At 68.2% G+C, this 17,497-nt stretch carries 11 protein-coding genes and 3 rRNA genes; 8 read left to right on the top strand and 6 right to left on the bottom strand.

What is annotated here, in order from left to right:
* Nucleotides 1–216: 216 nt before the first annotated feature.
* Both ahcY and OG403_RS14320 read left to right on the top strand, forming a co-directional pair.
* Complete coding sequence (gene ahcY, locus OG403_RS14325) at nt 217–1,665, top strand: adenosylhomocysteinase (RefSeq protein WP_329564625.1); 1,449 nt, start codon at nt 217–219, stop codon at nt 1,663–1,665.
* 124 nt (nt 1,666–1,789) lie between these two features.
* Nucleotides 1,790–2,419: a hypothetical protein gene (locus OG403_RS14320; RefSeq protein ID WP_329564624.1), complete on the top strand. Its 630-nt coding sequence runs from the start codon at nt 1,790–1,792 to the stop codon at nt 2,417–2,419.
* A 36-nt stretch (nt 2,420–2,455) separates the two neighbouring features.
* Here the strand turns inward: OG403_RS14320 and OG403_RS14315 are convergent, their stop codons facing one another.
* Nucleotides 2,456–3,364, bottom strand: a complete 909-nt coding sequence (locus OG403_RS14315; RefSeq protein ID WP_329564623.1) for an RDD family protein — start codon at nt 3,362–3,364, stop codon at nt 2,456–2,458.
* Between the two features lie 183 nt (nt 3,365–3,547).
* Here OG403_RS14315 and OG403_RS14310 point away from each other — a divergent pair, with 183 nt between their 5' ends.
* From OG403_RS14310 to OG403_RS14290, 5 genes are all read left to right on the top strand, one after another.
* Nucleotides 3,548–4,552 carry a stage II sporulation protein M gene (locus OG403_RS14310; protein ID WP_329564622.1) on the top strand — a complete coding sequence of 335 codons (1,005 nt, stop codon included), beginning with the start codon at nt 3,548–3,550 and terminating at the stop codon, nt 4,550–4,552.
* Nucleotides 4,553–5,104: 552 nt separating this feature from the next.
* A 16S ribosomal RNA gene (locus OG403_RS14305) occupies nt 5,105–6,626 on the top strand.
* A gap of 272 nt (nt 6,627–6,898) precedes the next feature.
* Nucleotides 6,899–10,018 (top strand): 23S ribosomal RNA (locus OG403_RS14300).
* An 83-nt stretch (nt 10,019–10,101) separates the two neighbouring features.
* Nucleotides 10,102–10,218: ribosomal RNA gene (gene rrf / locus OG403_RS14295) — 5S ribosomal RNA — on the top strand.
* The 16S, 23S and 5S rRNA genes sit together here, the layout of an rRNA operon.
* An 84-nt stretch (nt 10,219–10,302) precedes the next feature.
* On the top strand, nt 10,303–10,986 hold the full coding sequence (locus tag OG403_RS14290) for a transposase (protein WP_329564621.1): 684 nt from the start codon (nt 10,303–10,305) through the stop codon (nt 10,984–10,986).
* Nucleotides 10,987–11,007: 21 nt separating this feature from the next.
* Here the strand turns inward: OG403_RS14290 and OG403_RS14285 are convergent, their stop codons facing one another.
* From OG403_RS14285 to OG403_RS14265, 5 genes are all read right to left on the bottom strand, one after another.
* Nucleotides 11,008–12,318 carry a DUF58 domain-containing protein gene (locus OG403_RS14285; protein WP_329564620.1) on the bottom strand — a complete coding sequence of 437 codons (1,311 nt, stop codon included), beginning with the start codon at nt 12,316–12,318 and terminating at the stop codon, nt 11,008–11,010.
* 29 nt (nt 12,319–12,347) lie between these two features.
* A complete protein-coding gene (locus OG403_RS14280; RefSeq protein ID WP_329572307.1) occupies nt 12,348–13,268 on the bottom strand; it encodes an AAA family ATPase in 921 nt (306 codons plus the stop codon).
* A gap of 77 nt (nt 13,269–13,345) precedes the next feature.
* A complete protein-coding gene (locus OG403_RS14275) occupies nt 13,346–14,581 on the bottom strand; it encodes a DUF4350 domain-containing protein (RefSeq protein WP_329564619.1) in 1,236 nt (411 codons plus the stop codon).
* A complete protein-coding gene (locus OG403_RS14270) occupies nt 14,578–15,243 on the bottom strand; it encodes a DUF4129 domain-containing protein (protein WP_329564618.1) in 666 nt (221 codons plus the stop codon). Before OG403_RS14270 ends, OG403_RS14275 begins: the two co-directional genes overlap by 4 nt.
* 4 nt (nt 15,244–15,247) lie before the next feature.
* Entirely contained in the window at nt 15,248–16,579 is a 1,332-nt protein-coding gene (locus tag OG403_RS14265; protein ID WP_329564617.1) for a DUF7544 domain-containing protein, read from the bottom strand.
* A 239-nt stretch (nt 16,580–16,818) separates the two neighbouring features.
* On the opposite strand from OG403_RS14265, the gene mtrA reads away from it, so the two are divergent.
* Nucleotides 16,819–17,496: an MtrAB system response regulator MtrA gene (gene mtrA / locus OG403_RS14260; protein WP_035848644.1), complete on the top strand. Its 678-nt coding sequence runs from the start codon at nt 16,819–16,821 to the stop codon at nt 17,494–17,496.
* The last annotated feature ends 1 nt before the right edge of the window (nt 17,497 follow it).

Raw genomic sequence — 17,497 nt, 5'->3', positions numbered from 1 at the left:
CTGTCGATCGGCCCTCGGCCGCACGGACCCTCGGTGTAGATTCGTCATCAGTGCCAAACGTCGCTGCTGATGGCGGTCGATCCGGGCGTGGCCCGGGTCGAGGGAGAGAGGTCCTCCGACGGATTGTGCCGCGCAGCGGAGTGGCGTCCCTCGGGTGCCGCCCCGCCGTGAAGCACACCCGTACGCATCGGCCCCACGCAGCGAGGAGTACCCCGCATGTCCGGCAACACCACTGGTGACTTCAAGGTCGCCGACCTCTCCCTGGCCCCGTTCGGTCGCAAGGAGATCCAGCTCGCCGAGCACGAGATGCCCGGCCTGATGTCCATCCGCAAGGAGTTCGCGGCCACCCAGCCGCTGGCCGGCGCCCGGATCACCGGTTCGCTGCACATGACCGTGCAGACGGCGGTGCTGATCGAGACCCTCACGGCGCTGGGCGCCGAGGTCCGCTGGTGCTCCTGCAACATCTTCTCCACCCAGGACCACGCCGCCGCCGCGATCGCGGTCGGCCCCGAGGGCACCGTCGAGAACCCCGCCGGCGTCCCGGTCTTCGCCTGGAAGGGCGAGACCCTGGAGGAGTACTGGTGGTGCACCGAGCAGGCGCTGACCTGGCCGAACGGCCAGACCCCGAACATGATCCTGGACGACGGCGGTGACGCCACCCTGCTGATCCACAAGGGCGTCGAGTTCGAGAAGGCCGGCGCCGCGCCGGACCCGGCCACCGCCGACAACGACGAGTTCCGGATCATCCTGGAGCTGCTCAACCGCACCCTGGCCGAGTCCCCGCGCAAGTGGACCGAGGTCGCCGCCACCATCAAGGGCGTCACCGAGGAGACCACCACCGGCGTGCACCGCCTGTACGAGATGCACCGGGACGGCCAGCTGCTCTTCCCGGCGATCAACGTCAACGACTCGGTCACCAAGTCGAAGTTCGACAACAAGTACGGCTGCCGCCACTCGCTGATCGACGGCATCAACCGCGCCACCGACGTGCTGATCGGCGGCAAGGTCGCGGTCGTCTGCGGCTACGGCGACGTGGGCAAGGGCTGCGCCGAGTCGCTGCGCGGCCAGGGCGCCCGGGTCATCGTCACCGAGATCGACCCGATCTGCGCGCTGCAGGCGGCGATGGACGGCTACCAGGTCACCACGCTGGACGAGGTCATCTCGATCGGCGACATCTTCATCACCACCACGGGCAACAAGGACATCATCCTCGCCTCGGACATGGTGAAGATGAAGCACCAGGCGATCGTCGGCAACATCGGCCACTTCGACAACGAGCTCGACATGGCCGGCCTTGCCAAGCTCCCGGGCATCGTGAAGACCGAGGTCAAGCCGCAGGTCCACGAGTGGCGCTTCGAGGACGGCCACACCATCATCGTGCTCTCCGAGGGCCGCCTGCTGAACCTGGGCAACGCGACCGGCCACCCGTCCTTCGTGATGTCCAACTCCTTCGCGAACCAGACGATCGCGCAGATCGAGCTGTTCACCAAGACCGAGCAGTACCCGATCGGCGTCTACGTGCTCCCCAAGCACCTGGACGAGAAGGTCGCCCGCCTCCACCTGGCCGCGCTGGGCGTCAAGCTCACCGTCCTGACCAAGGACCAGGCCGACTACATCGGCGTCCCGGTCGAGGGCCCGTACAAGGCCGAGCAGTACCGCTACTGACGCACCCGCAGCCCGCTGCCCCCGGACGATCGTCCGGGGGCAGCGGGCTGTGCTGTGCCCGATCCGCCGTGGTCGGGCAGGCCACCGGACGGGCCGCCCGAAGACCGCGACGTAGGCTTCGACCATGCCCACCGGCCGCTACTCGCTCCATGACACCCACGACCACGTCCTGCTGGGCGAGGAACGCTTCAGCTGCGCGCCCGGCCCGGCCGGCTGGCGCTACGTTGGCAAGTCCTACGACCCCGCCGGCGTCCCCCTCGGCACCATCGACCTCACCCTCGACTCCCGGGCCCGCCCGCTGCGGATGGAACTGCGCGCCGGCGGCTGGCAGGTGCGCGGGGGAGCGGTGGACGGAGTCGCCTGGGTGCGCTCCGACCCCGCCGACCCGACCGGCGCCTCGGCCACCGAAGGGCACGACCGCGCCCACGGTTTCGCCGGCGACTCGCCGGCCTTCCTGATCGCCACCGCCCGGCTGCTGCGACTGGCCGAGGGCGCGAGCGCGCGGGTGCGGCTGGTCGCCTTCGGCGGTGCCGCGCTGGCCCCCCGGACCTTCGACCAGGGCTGGACCCTGCAGGGCCTGGAGCAGCACCCCACCGACAGCGGGCCGCTGCTGGTCGAGCGCTACCAGGTGGCCGACCTGGAGACCGGCGAACAGCGCGAACTCCACCTCGCGGGCGATGTGCTGCTCGCGGCGCCGGGCGTCGAGCTGGAGGAGTTGGAGAGCCCGCCCAACGCCTGGCCGAGCTGGGACTGACCCGGCCGGCGTACCCCGTCGGCTGACCCGGCCGACTCAGCCGGGCAGCGAGAACCCGCCGCCCGCCGTGGGCGGGGCCGGGGGAGCCGGCGGCGTGACGGGTGCGGGCGGCGGAGCGGGTGCGGTCGGCGCGCCGGGCCAGGTGACGGGGCCGGCCACCCCGGCCGGACCGGTTCCCGCTCCCGGGCCGGTGGCGCGCAGCCATTCCCGCCGCTGCCGCTCGGTCAGCACCGCTCCCAGGTAGAGCGCCGGATGCAGTCCGGCCGGCACTGGCCACCCGGTCCGCTCGGCCAGGTCACCGGCCAGCCGCTGCGCCATCCGCAGCGCCGCCTGACCATCCAACTGGCCTGCCCGATTGAGCAGTTGGCGAATCGCGAGCCAGAGTCCCGGGGGCACCGCCGACAGGTCGAGCCGGACCAGATCCGACCCCAGCGCGTGCAGCACCTGCGGCGGCGGCGCGACGGTCAGCCCCGGTGCCGCGGTCTCCGGCACCCGCTCGCGCACCACCAGGGTGCCCGCGAAGAGGTCGCCGAGCCGCCGACCGTCGGTCGAGACCAGCGAGCTGAGCGCCGCGGGCACCCCGGTCAGCAGGATGATCTCGAAGACCCCGACCAGCGCCCGGACCAGCGCGTGCCGGAAGCCCGCCGGACCCCCGTCGGCCCGCACCACCCGCAGCCCGAGCGCCGCCTTCCCCAGCGACCGTCCGCGCGACAGCGTCTCCACCAGCACCGGCACCGCGACCAGGAAGAAGACCATCAGGCAGACCACCAGCGCCGTCGCCGCCGCCCCGTCCAGGTCCGGCAGCACGACCAGCAACAGCAGCGAGACGAGGAAGAACGCCGCGAACTCCACCACCAGGTCGAGCAGCACGGCCAGTGCCCGACTGGGCAGCTTCGCCGGCCGCAGCCCGAGGACCACGGCCTCACCCGTCACCAGGTCGCCCACCGCACCAGCCCGTTCCACTCGACGCCACGGAGCAGGGCCGTCGCCCGCCCCCGGATGTTCAGAGGCTCAACATACGGGGCCGCCGGAAAGCCGGGGAAGGCCCGTCCCGCCCGGAACGGCCTCTGGCAAGCTGACCCCCAGCCGTTGCCCCGCGCCGCCACCGCCCACCTTGGAGTGACCCGCATGGACCTGGACGTCTTCGTCGCCGCCCACCAGGCGCAGTGGGCACGCCTGGAGACCCTCAGCAAGCGGCGCAAGCTCAGTGGCGCGGAGGCCGACGAACTGGTCGCGCTCTACCAGCGGGTCACCGCTCACCTGGCCAAGGTGCAGGCCACCGCCCCGGATCCGGCCCTGGTCGGCCGGTTGACCACGCTGGTGGCCCGGGCGCGCACCGCCGTCACCGGCCGCCGGGCCGCCGGCTGGCGCGACGTGGGCCGCTACTTCACGGTCAGCTTCCCCGCCGCCCTCTACCGCTCCCGCCGCTGGTGGCTCCCGATAGCCCTGGTCTCGCTGCTCGGCGCGGCGCTGATCGCCTGGTGGGTGGCCACCCACCCCGAAGTCCGGGACAGCCTGGCCGCCCCCGACCAGCTGCGCGAGATGACCCGCCCCGGTGGCGCCTACCAGGCCTACTACTCCGACCGTCCGGCCAGCTCCTTCGCCGCCCAGGTCTGGACGAACAACGCCTGGGTGGCCACCCAGTGCCTGGTCTTCGGCGTCTTCCTCGGCCTGCCGGTCCTCTATGTGCTGGCCCAGAACGTCCTCAACCTCGGCATCGGGATCGGTCTGATGGCCTCCGCCGGCCGCCTCGACCTCTTTCTCGGCCTGCTCCTGCCGCACGGCCTGCTCGAACTCACGGCCGTCTTCGTCGCCGCCGGCCTGGGCCTGCGCCTCGGCTGGACGGTGATCGACCCGGGCCCGCGCCCGCGCACCGTCGCACTGGCCGAGCAGGGCCGCGCCACCATCGGCATGGCGATGGGCCTGACCGCCGTCCTCTTCGTCAGCGGCCTGCTGGAAGCCTTCGTCACCCCCTCCGGCCTCCCCACCTGGGCCCGGGTCGGCATCGGCGTCGCCGCCGAGACGCTCTTCCTGCTCTACGCCCTACTCCTCGGGCGCCGGGCCGCAGCTACCGGTGAGATCGGCGACGTCGCCGCCGCCGACCGTGCCGACCTCCAGCCCGTGGCGGGATGACCCCTTCTGACCTGGTAGTCTTCTCTTCACGCCGCCAGAACCGTTGACACGGGTCAGGTCGGCTAGTAGATTCGAACGGTTAGGTCGGACTGGACAACAGAGCCGACCCGGTTGTAGGGTCTACGACACGGCAAGCTGAGGCAGCGCGTCCACGGATGCGGCCCGGCAAGCCAAATACCCCAGGCGAAACCACTGCAAATCCTTTGATAGGCTCTGCTGGTAAGCCGAAGGAAATCCCCCTCAGCGGGAATTCGGAGAAGAAAACGGCCGGTAAACGGTGCGGATCGGATCTGATAAGCTGAGAACACGAAAGAACAAAGCGCCCGGAGAGCTTGCGAGAGCGGCTTGAAGGAAGCGTCCGTTCCTTGAGAACTCAACAGCGTGCCAAAAGTCAACGCCAGATATGTTGACATCCCCGGCCTCGATCGTTTGATTGGGGTTGGAGATTCCTTTTGAAGTAAAACACTAGCGAGGACGCAGTGCACGAGGTCACCCTATTCCGGTGGTTGTCGTGCCGCTCAACGCGGGTGTCGACCCGATTACGGGAAAACATTCACGGAGAGTTTGATCCTGGCTCAGGACGAACGCTGGCGGCGTGCTTAACACATGCAAGTCGAACGGTGAAGCCCTTCGGGGTGGATCAGTGGCGAACGGGTGAGTAACACGTGGGCAATCTGCCCTGCACTCTGGGACAAGCCCTGGAAACGGGGTCTAATACCGGATATGACCTTCCTCCGCATGGGGGTTGGTGTAAAGCTCCGGCGGTGCAGGATGAGCCCGCGGCCTATCAGCTTGTTGGTGGGGTAATGGCCTACCAAGGCGACGACGGGTAGCCGGCCTGAGAGGGCGACCGGCCACACTGGGACTGAGACACGGCCCAGACTCCTACGGGAGGCAGCAGTGGGGAATATTGCACAATGGGCGAAAGCCTGATGCAGCGACGCCGCGTGAGGGATGACGGCCTTCGGGTTGTAAACCTCTTTCAGCAGGGAAGAAGCGCAAGTGACGGTACCTGCAGAAGAAGCACCGGCTAACTACGTGCCAGCAGCCGCGGTAATACGTAGGGTGCGAGCGTTGTCCGGAATTATTGGGCGTAAAGAGCTCGTAGGCGGCCTGTCGCGTCGGATGTGAAAGCCCGGGGCTTAACCCCGGGTCTGCATTCGATACGGGCAGGCTAGAGTGTGGTAGGGGAGATCGGAATTCCTGGTGTAGCGGTGAAATGCGCAGATATCAGGAGGAACACCGGTGGCGAAGGCGGATCTCTGGGCCATTACTGACGCTGAGGAGCGAAAGCGTGGGGAGCGAACAGGATTAGATACCCTGGTAGTCCACGCCGTAAACGTTGGGAACTAGGTGTTGGCGACATTCCACGTCGTCGGTGCCGCAGCTAACGCATTAAGTTCCCCGCCTGGGGAGTACGGCCGCAAGGCTAAAACTCAAAGGAATTGACGGGGGCCCGCACAAGCAGCGGAGCATGTGGCTTAATTCGACGCAACGCGAAGAACCTTACCAAGGCTTGACATATACCGGAAACGTTCAGAGATGGGCGCCCCCTTGTGGTCGGTATACAGGTGGTGCATGGTTGTCGTCAGCTCGTGTCGTGAGATGTTGGGTTAAGTCCCGCAACGAGCGCAACCCTTGTTCTGTGTTGCCAGCATGCCTTTCGGGGTGATGGGGACTCACAGGAGACTGCCGGGGTCAACTCGGAGGAAGGTGGGGACGACGTCAAATCATCATGCCCCTTATGTCTTGGGCTGCACACGTGCTACAATGGTCGGTACAAAGGGCTGCGATACCGTGAGGTGGAGCGAATCCCAAAAAGCCGGCCTCAGTTCGGATTGGGGTCTGCAACTCGACCCCATGAAGTTGGAGTTGCTAGTAATCGCAGATCAGCATGCTGCGGTGAATACGTTCCCGGGCCTTGTACACACCGCCCGTCACGTCACGAAAGTCGGTAACACCCGAAGCCGGTGGCCTAACCCTTGGGAGGGAGCCGTCGAAGGTGGGACCAGCGATTGGGACGAAGTCGTAACAAGGTAGCCGTACCGGAAGGTGCGGCTGGATCACCTCCTTTCTAAGGAGCACATGGCCGGTTGCGAGCGAATGTCTCGCACGGTTGCTCATGGGTGGAACGTTGACTATTCGGCACACAGGGTTGGTTGTCTCCTAGTACTGCTTCGGCGTGGAACGGTTTCGGTTGATCTGGTGTGTCGGGCACGTTGTTGGGTCCTGAGGGAACGAGTAATCGTTGTCTCAGTGCCGGTCCCATGCGAGGCATCCTTTGGGGTGTTGAGGGTGGGTGTCTGGTCGTTGTTTGAGAACTGCACAGTGGACGCGAGCATCTGTGGCCAAGTTTTTAAGGGCGCACGGTGGATGCCTTGGCACCAGGAACCGATGAAGGACGTGGGAGGCCGCGATAGGCCCCGGGGAGCTGTCAACCGAGCTTTGATCCGGGGGTGTCCGAATGGGGAAACCCGGCAGTCGTCATGGGCTGTCACCCATACCTGAACACATAGGGTATGTGGAGGGAACGCGGGGAAGTGAAACATCTCAGTACCCGCAGGAAGAGAAAACAACCGTGATTCCGGGAGTAGTGGCGAGCGAAACCGGATGAGGCTAAACCGGAGTGGTGTGAGACCCGGCAGGGGTTGCCATTTCGGGGTCGTGGGAAAGTTCTTCAGTCGTCTGCCGGCGGCTGGGTGAGTCAGAAACCGTTGGTGTAGTCGAAGGACATGCGAAAGGTCCGGCGTAGAGGGTAAGACCCCCGTAGACGAAACATCAGCGGCTCACTTGAGCTTCTCCCAAGTAGCACGGAGCCCGAGAAATTCCGTGTGAATCTGGCGGGACCACCCGCTAAGCCTAAATATTCCCTGGTGACCGATAGCGGATAGTACCGTGAGGGAATGGTGAAAAGTACCGCGGGAGCGGAGTGAAATAGTACCTGAAACCGTGTGCCTACAAGCCGTGGGAGCGTCGTTCGTCAGTTTACTGGCGGGCCGTGACTGCGTGCCTTTTGAAGAATGAGCCTGCGAGTTTGCGGTGTGTAGCGAGGTTAACCCGTGTGGGGTAGCCGTAGCGAAAGCGAGTCCGAATAGGGCGTTTGAGTTGCATGCCCAAGACCCGAAGCGGAGTGATCTAGCCATGGGCAGGTTGAAGCGCGGGTAAGACCGCGTGGAGGACCGAACCCACCAGGGTTGAAAACCTGGGGGATGACCTGTGGTTAGGGGTGAAAGGCCAATCAAACTCCGTGATAGCTGGTTCTCCCCGAAATGCATTTAGGTGCAGCGTCACGTGTTTCTTGCCGGAGGTAGAGCACTGGATAGGCGATGGGCCTCACCGGGTTACTGACCTTAGCCAAACTCCGAATGCCGGTAAGTGAGAGCGTGGCAGTGAGACTGTGGGGGATAAGCTCCATGGTCGAGAGGGAAACAGCCCAGAACACCGACTAAGGTCCCTAAGCGTGTGCTAAGTGGGAAAGGATGTGGAGTCGCAGAGACAACCAGGAGGTTGGCTTAGAAGCAGCCACCCTTGAAAGAGTGCGTAATAGCTCACTGGTCAAGTGATTCCGCGCCGACAATGTAGCGGGGCTCAAGCACACCACCGAAGTCGTGTCATTCACAGAATACGTCCAACGACGCTGTGGATGGGTAGGGGAGCGTCGTGTTCCGGGTGAAGCGGCCGAGGAATCGAGTCGTGGACGGGATACGAGTGAGAATGCAGGCATGAGTAGCGATACAAGAGTGGGAAACTCTTGCGCCGATTGACCAAGGGTTCCTGGGTCAAGCTGATCTGCCCAGGGTAAGTCGGGACCTAAGGCGAGGCCGACAGGCGTAGTCGATGGACAACGGGTTGATATTCCCGTACCCGCTTTGAAGCGCCAACGTCGAACCTCTGAATGCTAAAGCCGTGAAGCCGGCCCGGAGTCTTCGGACAAAGGGACGTGGTGGAGCCGCTGATCCAACAGGGTAGTAGGTGAGCGATGGGGTGACGCAGGAAGGTAGTCCAGCCCGGGCGGTGGTAGTCCCGGGGTAAGGGTGTAGGCCGAGTGATAGGCAAATCCGTCACTCATTAAGGCTGAGACCTGATGCCGAGCCGATTGTGGTGAAGTGGATGATCCTATGCTGTCGAGAAAAGCCTCTAGCGAGTTTCATGGCGGCCCGTACCCCAAACCGACTCAGGTGGTCAGGTAGAGAATACCGAGGCGTTCGGGTGAACTATGGTTAAGGAACTCGGCAAAATGCCCCCGTAACTTCGGGAGAAGGGGGGCCATTCCTGGTGATGAGACTTGCTCTCTGAGCTGGGGGTGGCCGCAGAGACCAGCGAGAAGCGACTGTTTACTAAAAACACAGGTCCGTGCGAAGCCGTAAGGCGATGTATACGGACTGACGCCTGCCCGGTGCTGGAACGTTAAGGGGACCGGTTAGCTCTGATTCGTCAGGGCGAAGCTGAGAACTTAAGCGCCAGTAAACGGCGGTGGTAACTATAACCATCCTAAGGTAGCGAAATTCCTTGTCGGGTAAGTTCCGACCTGCACGAATGGCGTAACGACTTCTCGACTGTCTCAACCATAGGCCCGGTGAAATTGCATTACGAGTAAAGATGCTCGTTTCGCGCAGCAGGACGGAAAGACCCCGGGACCTTTACTATAGCTTGATATTGGTGTTCGGTTCGGCTTGTGTAGGATAGGTGGGAGACTTTGAAGCAGCAACGCCAGTTGTTGTGGAGTCGTCGTTGAAATACCACTCTGGTCGTGCTGGATGTCTAACCTGGGTCCGTGATCCGGATCAGGGACAGTGTCTGGTGGGTAGTTTAACTGGGGCGGTTGCCTCCTAAAGAGTAACGGAGGCGCCCAAAGGTTCCCTCAGCCTGGTTGGCAATCAGGTGTTGAGTGTAAGTGCACAAGGGAGCTTGACTGTGAGACCGACGGGTCGAGCAGGTGCGAAAGCAGGGACTAGTGATCCGGCGGTGGCTTGTGGAAGCGCCGTCGCTCAACGGATAAAAGGTACCCCGGGGATAACAGGCTGATCTTCCCCAAGAGTCCATATCGACGGGATGGTTTGGCACCTCGATGTCGGCTCGTCGCATCCTGGGGCTGGAGTAGGTCCCAAGGGTTGGGCTGTTCGCCCATTAAAGCGGTACGCGAGCTGGGTTTAGAACGTCGTGAGACAGTTCGGTCCCTATCCGCTGTGCGCGTAGGAGTGTTGAGAAGGGCTGTCCCTAGTACGAGAGGACCGGGACGGACGAACCTCTGGTGTGCCAGTTGTCCTGCCAAGGGCATGGCTGGTTGGCTACGTTCGGGAGGGATAACCGCTGAAAGCATCTAAGCGGGAAGCCTGCTTCGAGATGAGCACTCCCACCTCCTTGAGAGGGTAAGGCTCCCAGTAGACGACTGGGTTGATAGGCCGGATGTGGAAGCCTCGTAAGGGGTGGAGCTGACCGGTACTAATAGGCCGAGGGCTTGTCCTCAGTTGCTCGCGTCCACTGTGTTGTTCTGAAACAACGACCCCACGCCAGGTCACGGTGTGGTGCGGTTGACAGTTTCATAGTGTTTCGGTGGTCATAGCGTGAGGGAAACGCCCGGTTACATTCCGAACCCGGAAGCTAAGCCTCATAGCGCCGATGGTACTGCAGGGGGGACCCTGTGGGAGAGTAGGACGCCGCCGAACAATTCTTCTGAAGAAGCCCCCAGCCATTCGGCTGGGGGCTTCTTCGCGTTCTGGCACCGGTCGATTGGCCGTTACGATCGACGTATGGCACGTCCCGGCCCCAAGGCCCACCCCGAACCCCAGCCGCGTCCCGAGCCGTTCGGCTTGTCGACCGATCCTTTTGCGATGGAGACCTCGCACGAGGTGGCCGCGATGTACCTGGCGCCGCCGGAGCGGGTGTTGGTGCTCCGGGTGGACGCCGACACGATGCTGCGGCCCAAGCTGCGGGAGGAGCTGCGGGAGCGCAGTGGGGATCCGCTGCCGGCGACCGTGCAGGCACTGCTGGCGAGTCTGGAGAGCACCCGCGAGAAGGTGCTCGGCACGCTGCACCGGCGGCGGCGCGGGGTGGAGTTCCGGCGCTTCCTGTCGCAGCTGGAGCGGGAGTTGCCGGAGAGCGGTGAGCTGCACCTGATCTGCGACAACTACTTCACGCACAAGTCGCCGACCGTGGTGAACTGGCTGCGGGCGCATCCGCGGGTGACGATGCACTTCGCCCCCTCGGAGGCGGCCTGGCTCGCGCACGTCGAGCGCTGGTTCGCCTACCAGGCGGCGCGTGAGGCGTTCCACGGTGACAAGTCGTCCGCCGTCGCACTCTCCCAAGGGATCGACGAGTGGATGAAGGCGGTGACCGAGGAGCCCGTAGTTGTCGAAGAGGGTGCGGAAGGAACCGCGGACGCTGAGGCTGAGACGGCCACCGCACACGTGTGGATCAAGCCGCAGCACGGCTGAGCCGTCGCCAAGGCGGCGGCGCTACAGCCGACCCGCCGCCTTCAGCGCGAGGTAGGTGTCGGCCAGAGCGGGCGGCAGGGCGGCCGGTGGTGCGTCCAGGACGGTGGCGCCGAGCCGGGTGAGCCGCTCGGCGGTGGCGCGGCGGTCGGCCCGGGTCTGCTCGGCGGCGGCCGCGCCGTAGACGGCGGGCAGAGTGCCGCGACCCGCGGCCAGTTCCGAGAGCAGCGGGTCGGCCACCGCCGCGACCACCACTTCGTGGCGCTTGGTGAGCTGGGGCAGCAGCGGTAGCAGGCCGTCCTCGGCGGGGCCGACGTCCAGGCCGGTGAACAGGACGATCAGCGAGCGGTGCGGGGCCAGCCGCAGGGCCGCCGAGGTGAGTGCCCGCAGGTCGGTCTCGACCAGGGCCGGCTCCAGCAGTGCCATCGCGTTGGTGACTGCGGGCAGGACCTCGCTCGCGGAGCGGCCCACCACCGAGGTGCGCGGGCGCAGGTCGTGGGCGAGCAGGTCGACCCGGTCGCCCGCCTTGGTGGCCAGCGCGGTGAGCAGCAGGGCGGCGTCCAGGGCGGCGTCCAGCCGAGGGGCGTCGCCGACCCGGCCGGCCGAGGTGCGGCCGGTGTCGAGCACGATCAGGATGTGCCGGTCGCGTTCGGGGCGCCAGGTCCGCACGGCGACGGTGTTGCGCCGGGCGCTGGCCCGCCAGTCGATGGAGCGGACGTCGTCGCCCGGCAGGTACTCGCGCAGGCTGTCGAACTCGGTGCCCTGACCACGGGTCAGCAGCGAGGTGCGGCCGTCCAGTTCGCGCAGCCGGGCCAGTCGGGAGGGCAGGTGCTTGCGACTGGTGAAGGGCGGCAGGGCACGCAGTGTCCAGGGGACCAGGTGCGAGCCCTGGCGACCGGCCAGGCCGAGCGGGCCCAGCGAACGGATCGCCACCCGGTGCGCCTGGTGGTCGCCGCGGCGGTTGGGCAGCAGCGGGGTGTCGATCCGGCGTCGCTCGCCGGGCGGGACCAGCAGGCGGTGCCGGGAGGCGGTCAGCTCGGTGCCGGGCCGGAAGACCGAGGGTGGCCAGGCGTCGCGCAGGCGGGCCCGCAGCGGGCGCCCGGAGGCGTTGCCGACGGTCAGCGTGACGGTGGCCGGCTCGCCGAGGCGGACCGCGGTGTCACCCGTCCTGGCCAGCTGCAGCGTCCGGACCGGGGCCGCGAGCAGCAGATCCGCCAGCACGCCGAGCAGCACGGCGCCGCTGACCAGGGCGATGCCGGTCCAGGAGGGCAGCAGGAGTCCGACCACCAGGCTGCCCAGGGCCGCGAGGAGGGCGGTACGGCCGGTGAGGGCCACGGTGGACTCCTAGGAAGAGGTGCGGGTGATCAGCGCGGAGCGGGCGTCTGGGCGAGCACGGCCTGGATCACCGTGTCAGCGGTGACGCCCTCCATCTCCGCCTCGGCACGCAGCCGCACCCGGTGCCGCAGGGTGGGCAAGGCCAGCGCCTTCACGTCGTCGGGGGTGACGTAGTCGCGCCCGGCCAGCCAGGCCCAGGCCCGGGAGGCGTTGAGCAGCGCGGTCGCGCCACGGGGGGAGACACCCATCGAGAGCGAGGGGGACTGCCGGGTGGCCCGGCAGAGGTCGACGATGTAGGCCAGCACCTCGGGGGAGACGGTGAGTTCGGCAATGGCCGCCCGGGCGGCGGCCAGGTCGGCGGGGCCGGCGACCGGGCGCACTCCGGCCGCGCGCAGGTCGCGCGGGTCGAAGCCGGCGGCGTGCCGGCTGAGCACCTGGAACTCCTGCTCACGGTCGGGCAGCGGCAGCACCAGCTTGAGCAGGAAGCGGTCCAGCTGGGCCTCGGGCAGCGGGTAGGTGCCTTCGTACTCCAGCGGGTTCTGGGTCGCGGCGACCAGGAACGGGTCGGGTAGCGGGCGGGGTTCGCCGTCGACGGTGACCTGGTGCTCCTCCATCGCCTCCAGCAGCGAGGCCTGGGTCTTCGGCGGGGTGCGGTTGATCTCGTCGGCGAGCAGCAGGTTGGTGAAGACCGGGCCGGGCTGGAAGGAGAACTCGGCGGTGCGGGCGTCGTAGACCAGCGAGCCCGTGACGTCGCCGGGCATCAGGTCGGGGGTGAACTGGATCCGCTTGGTCTCCAGGCTCAGGGCGGTGGACAGGGCGCGGACCAGCAGGGTCTTGGCCACGCCGGGGACGCCTTCGAGCAGCACATGGCCGCCGCAGAGCAGGGCGACCACCAGTCCGGTGACGGCGGCGTCCTGGCCGACCACGGCCTTGCCGATCTCGGTGCGCAGGGCGCCGAGCGCCTGCCGGGGGTCGGGCGCGGCGGCGTCCCGCTCGGCGAGCCGGTCGGGGGCGGCGGTCTGGTCGGTCACGGCTGTCGTACCTGCCTTTCCAGGGCATCGAGGTCGTCGGCGAGCCGCAGCAGCGCGGCGTCGTCGGTGGGTGGCGGACCGTAGAGCAGGCCGCGGAGTTCGCCGGGCTCGCGGTTGCCGGCCAGCCGGTCGCCCAGGGCGGCGAGCAGGGCGGTGCCGTCCGGTTCGCCGGTGCCGAGCGGCACGCCGAGGACGGGGGCCAGCCGGTGCCGGGCGGCGTGGCGCAGCGCGTCGGCGGCCCGGTCACGGGCCTTGGCACGGTGGTAGAGCCGGGCCCGGCCCTCGGTGGTCTCGGCGGCGCGGACCACCACCGGGAGCTGCTCGCTGACCACCGGTCCGAGCCGGCGGGCCCGCCAGAGGGCGGCCAGCACGGTGGCGACGGCCAGTTGCAGGGCGGCCCAGCGCCAGCCGTCCGGGATCAGGTCGGTGAACGACTTCTGCGGGGTGCCGTCGCTCGCGGGCAGTGCCTGGTAGTCGGGCAGGTACCAGGTGAGGCGGGGCTGGGAGCCGAGCAGGCCGAGGGCGAGCGCGGCGTTGCCGTCGTGGGCCAGCCGCTGGTTGGTCAGGAAGCGCCCGGAGCCGACCACGATCACCTCGGTGTCCTGGCCGGTGCTGGTGCGGGCCAGCGCGGGGTAGCCCTCGCGCGGGTAGCAGCCGGTGACCTCGGCGCCGGTGGCCGTGCTGTCGCTGTCGACCCGGTAGAGCCGGCCGCCGAGCTCGGCGCTGCCGGCCCGCTGCGCTTCGGGCAGGTCGCACTGCGGAGCGGCGCTCGCGGAGGTGATGGTCAGGGGCAGGTCGGCGGTGTCGGCGGTGTGCACGCCGGGGGCCAGCAGATCGAGCGCGGTGCTGTCGGGGGAGATCAGCACCAGGCGGCGGTGGCCGGCGGCGGCCACCGCGCGCAGCTGGTCGTCCGTCAGCAGGTCGGGCAGCGGCAGCACGACGGTGTCGGCGCCGGCCGGAGCCGAGAGTTGGTCGGCATCGGCGGTGGTGTCGACCGTGATGCCCTGGGCGCGCAGCAGTTGGGCGGTGGCCTTGGCGCCGTCCGGGGCGGCGGAGCGGGGGTCGAGCGAGGGGTAGGCGGTGCTGTCGCCGAGCCCGGCGATCAGCAGGCCGACGATCAGCAGGACGGCGGCGGCTGCCAGGAACCAGCGCGTCCGGTACCAGAGTTGACGCAGGGTCGGGGTCAGACTGCCGACCGGTGCGGGCGCCTTGGCGGCGACGGGAGTGGTCATCCGGTGCCCGCCGGGCTCAGCGCGGCGGGGCGGGTCTGCCGCAGGGCCTGGTCCAGGTCGGCGAGTTGCCGGTAGGCGGCCTGGTCGGCGGCCCGCTCGCCGAAGGCGATGTCGTCGAAGAGCCGGGCGGCTTCGCGCAGTGCGGCCGCGTGCTGCGGCAGCTGGTGGCCGGCCTCGGCGGCTGCCTCGTCGGCGGTGCGGCCCGGGCGCTGGTCGAGCAGGGCGCGTTCCTCCAGGGAGCGGACCAGGGCGCGCATCTGCTCGCGGACGGCGCCGGCGAAGTCGCCCTCGGCGGCGTGCCGTTGGGCAGCCGAGCGGTGCTGGTCCGCGGTGCGCGGCCGGTCGGCACCGAACAGTGTGGTGGCGCTGGTCGCGGACCGGCCGGGGCGGCCGAGCCGCCACCAGAGCGCGGCGCCGATCAGCAGCGCGATCACCAGAAAGAGGATCAGCCCGGTGGTCCCGCTGGTGGCGGTGCTGCCGAGCCGGCCGAGCAGGTGGTCCAGCTGTCCCCAGAGCCAGCTGCTGATCCGCTGCAGCAGGCTCGGGTCCTGCCGGTGGTACTCGGGCTTGAGCAGTTCCTCGCGCGCGGCTTCGCGGGCCGCGTCGCGCGGTGTGGTCACGGGAGCGCCGGCCGCCGTGACCCAGTCCCCCCAGGTCGGCATCGGGTCAGGCCGCCCCGCCGCCCTGGCGCGCCCAGCCGGTGCCGCCGTACTCGGGCAGGCCGGCCGCGCGGGCCAGCTCGAGGTCGAGGGCCTCGCGGCGGATCCGCTGGTCGACGTAGAGCAGGACGTTGACCCCGGCCTGGACCGGGGCGGTGATCATCGAGCCGATCACCCCGCCGATCCCGACCACCACCAGGGCGAGGACCGACTGCGGGTGGCTCGGGTCGCCGCCCAGCCCGCTGATCATCGAGCCGCTCACCAGACCGGCCAGGATCCGGAACGGGATACCGACCATCGAGGCGAGGATGGCGGTCAGCACCAGGCTGAGCACGCTGATCCCGAAGATCCGCCACCAGGAGCCGTGCACCAGCTTGCGGGAGCGGGAGAGCGCGGCCTTGATGCCCTGCCGTTCCAGCATCAGGGCCGGGGCGGCCAGGCTGAGTCGGAAGTAGGTCCGGATCGCGACGACGAACGCGGCCAGCAGCAGCGGGAGTGCGACCATCGCGGCGTCGTCACTGCTGCCGGTGGCCAGACCGACCACGACGGCCGGCACCACGGCGGCCGCGAAGATGCCGAGCATGATCAGGAAGATCAGCGCGCTCAGACCGGCCAGCCGCCACAGCTGCGGGCGGGCGGACCGCCAGGCCTCGCCCACCGAGACGGCTTCGCCCAGGACGGCCCGGCTGACCACCACGGTCAGCAGCGCGCTCATCACCAGTCCGGCCACCGCGCTGACCAGCAGGCCCACGCAGGCGACGACCAGGGTGGTGGCGCTCTGCGCGTCGTGCTGGCTCCACCAGTCGACCAGGCCCAGGACGATCTGGCTGAGCACGGCGACCACCAGGGAGAGCCCGAGGGCGGTGCGCCAGTGCTTGCGGACGGTGGAGATCGAGCCGTCCAGGATCTCGCCGACGCCCAGCGGGCGCAGCGGGATCACGCCGGGCTTCGGACTGGGCGGCGGGAAGCCCCAGCCCGCGCCGTTCTGCTGGCCCCAGCCGGCCTGCGCTCCCCAGCCGGGCTGGGCGCCGCCCCAGCCCTGGGCGGGCGGCGGGGTCGGGGCGGCGGGGGCCTGGCCGTAGGCGCCGGGGTACGGCGGCGCGGCGGGGGCGCTCGGGGCGAGGGGCGCGGCAGGCGCGGCGGGTGAGGCAGGTGAGGCGGCGGCGACCGGTGCCGCCTCACCGGGCGTAAGGTCGCCGGGCGCGACCCCGTCGGCCACGGCATCGCTCGGCGCGGCCGGTCCGGGGATGGCCGGTGCGGGAGCGGTGGCCGACGGCCGGACGTCCTCGGGATCGGTCCCGGAGGCGCTGGGGGAGACCCAGCCCGGAGTGTCGGTCATCACTGCTCCTCGGCGCGGGGCGGTGCCCCAGGATGGTGGTGCGGCGCAATTCGTGCCGCCCATCGTGCCATGGTGGCGGCAGGCGCCCCAGGGGCGCCTGGTTGCTGATCGACAACGGGGTCGGCGGGGCCGAGGAACTTTGGAGTTTGGGTGGATATGGGCGGTAATGCCGGTGGATCGGCCGGGCAATGGGCACGGGTGTGCGGCAGGTCACAATCCGGTAATGAGAGGATGGGCGCATGAAAGGTCGCGTCCTCGTCGTAGATGACGACACCGCACTCGCCGAGATGCTCGGCATTGTGCTGCGTGGTGAGGGTTTTGAGCCGTATTTCGTCGCGGACGGGGACAAGGCGCTCGCCGCGTTCCGCGAGACCAAGCCGGATCTGGTGCTGCTCGATCTGATGCTGCCCGGACGCGACGGGATCGACGTCTGCCGGCAGATCAGGTCCGAGTCCGGGGTGCCGATCGTGATGCTCACCGCGAAGACCGACACGGTCGACATCGTGGTGGGCCTGGAGTCCGGCGCCGACGACTACGTGGTCAAGCCGTTCAAGCCCAAGGAGCTGGTGGCGCGGGTCCGGGCCCGGCTGCGCCGGGCCGAGGAGCCCACGCCGGAGCAGCTGACCATCGGCGATCTGGTGATCGACGTGGCCGGACACTCGGTCAAGCGGGACGGGCGGGGTATCCCGCTCACCCCGCTGGAGTTCGACCTGCTGGTCGCGCTGGCCCGCAAGCCCTGGCAGGTGTTCACCCGCGAGGTGCTGCTGGAGCAGGTCTGGGGCTACCGGCACGCCGCCGACACCCGGCTGGTGAACGTGCACGTGCAGCGCCTGCGCTCGAAGATCGAGAAGGACCCGGAGCGCCCGGAGATCGTGGTCACCGTGCGTGGCGTCGGTTACAAGGCCGGACCCAGCTGAC

This window comes from Kitasatospora sp. NBC_01266, from assembly GCF_036242395.1.
In the GTDB taxonomy this organism is placed as follows: Bacteria; Actinomycetota; Actinomycetes; order Streptomycetales; family Streptomycetaceae; genus Kitasatospora.
Note: the sequence above shows the minus strand (reverse complement) of the source record. Positions and strands in the feature narration are given on the sequence as shown.

Coding starts and splice junctions, on each gene's coding strand:
- ahcY (WP_329564625.1), top strand. CDS start 217: ATGTCCGGCAACACCACTGGTGACTTCAAGGTCGCCGACCTCTCCCTG.
- OG403_RS14320 (WP_329564624.1), top strand. CDS start 1,790: ATGCCCACCGGCCGCTACTCGCTCCATGACACCCACGACCACGTCCTG.
- OG403_RS14310 (WP_329564622.1), top strand. CDS start 3,548: ATGGACCTGGACGTCTTCGTCGCCGCCCACCAGGCGCAGTGGGCACGC.
- OG403_RS14290 (WP_329564621.1), top strand. CDS start 10,303: ATGGCACGTCCCGGCCCCAAGGCCCACCCCGAACCCCAGCCGCGTCCC.
- OG403_RS14275 (WP_329564619.1), bottom strand. CDS start 14,581: ATGACCACTCCCGTCGCCGCCAAGGCGCCCGCACCGGTCGGCAGTCTG.
- OG403_RS14270 (WP_329564618.1), bottom strand. CDS start 15,243: ATGCCGACCTGGGGGGACTGGGTCACGGCGGCCGGCGCTCCCGTGACC.
- OG403_RS14265 (WP_329564617.1), bottom strand. CDS start 16,579: ATGACCGACACTCCGGGCTGGGTCTCCCCCAGCGCCTCCGGGACCGAT.
- mtrA (WP_035848644.1), top strand. CDS start 16,819: ATGAAAGGTCGCGTCCTCGTCGTAGATGACGACACCGCACTCGCCGAG.